The sequence below is a fragment of the Phocaeicola sp. RTP21198st1_B8_RTP21198_201120 genome (genome assembly GCF_040929485.1).
Lineage (GTDB): Bacteria > Bacteroidota > Bacteroidia > Bacteroidales > Bacteroidaceae > Phocaeicola > Phocaeicola dorei.
In genome coordinates this window covers 1-1,038 of record NZ_JBCOCI010000557.1, presented here as the reverse complement: position 1 = coordinate 1,038, position 1,038 = coordinate 1, and the positions used below count along the sequence as shown (strand labels likewise).

Here is a 1,038-nt window from a genome sequence, read left to right as displayed (position 1 = left end):
AACTGCACCGATGCAATCTTTGCAACAGGCAAGCAGTAGTGACATACGGTCACGTCGATTTATCTTCCAACTTTTTTCAGCAATATCTAAAAGCCAGCCTTCAGGAATAAGACCGTCAAAGAATGGGAATAATATTAGACTTGTATATGGCTTTTCCGAGATTGGCAGTGTGAGGCTGATAGATTCCGCATCGCTGGATTTAATGTAGGCTGTATCATATTGAAAGGTATAGCCATTTTCATCTTCTGTAAGCAATCCTGCCAACTGGTCTTGGTTGTATATGAGTGCTTGTCTCATAGCTTGTTGAATTTACTTATTGGTACAACACCCACTTCCGTTCCAAAGAGACTAAGCACTTGATTTACTTTATCAAGACGCAAAGTCTGTTTCCCCTGTTCGAGTTCGCGTACAAAACGTAACCCGACTCCTGATTTTTCGGACAGCTCTACTTGGGTCAAGTTATGTTCTTTACGCATTTGCTTGACGTATTCTGATAATGATTTATCATTCATATTATACCCTTTTGGGTACAAAGATAATGTAAATTTTCTATTTTACACCCTTTAGGGTATAAATTTAGTTGTAGATTTATGAATTATACCTTATGGGGTATAAGAAAACAGGTACTCTTTCTTTGGGAAGAAGGAGTACCTGTAGAGGAAAGTGATAGCAGATTATTCTTTCAAAGCCTCTTGTAAGTCAATACCCAGCGCTTTGGCAACTCCTGTTCCATATGCAGGATCGGCTTTGTAGCAGTTGCGCACATGACGTTGTTTGATAAACAATTCGGAGTCTCCCATGGCGCGAGCTGTATTTTCGAACAATAATTGTTGTTCTTCAGCTGGCATCAGTCGGAATAAGTCACCCGGTTGGCTATAATAGTCGTCATCATATTCCCGTTCATTGTAGTTGTAAACTTCACCGGTAACTTTAAGAGGCGGTTCTTTCATAGTAGGAGAATCCTGCCATTCGCCGTAACTGTTCGGTTCATATCCTTTGGTAGCACCATAATTACCGTCTACGCGCATAGCACCGTCA

The 1,038-nt window shown here is 40.7% G+C and carries 3 protein-coding genes; all 3 read right to left on the bottom strand.

Annotation, left to right across the window (positions count from 1 at the left end; genetic code table 11):
* Positions 1-297, bottom strand: a 297-nt coding sequence (locus AB5935_RS28070) for a HipA N-terminal domain-containing protein (RefSeq protein WP_368328111.1), incomplete at its 3' end; no start/stop codon positions are given.
* Entirely contained in the window at positions 294-512 is a 219-nt protein-coding gene (locus tag AB5935_RS28065; protein WP_004297664.1) for a helix-turn-helix transcriptional regulator, read from the bottom strand. The genes AB5935_RS28070 and AB5935_RS28065, both read right to left, overlap by 4 nt.
* 162 nt (positions 513-674) lie before the next feature.
* Positions 675-1,038 (bottom strand): catalase-related domain-containing protein (locus AB5935_RS28060; RefSeq protein ID WP_368328110.1); only part of this gene is annotated, 364 nt, incomplete at its 5' end.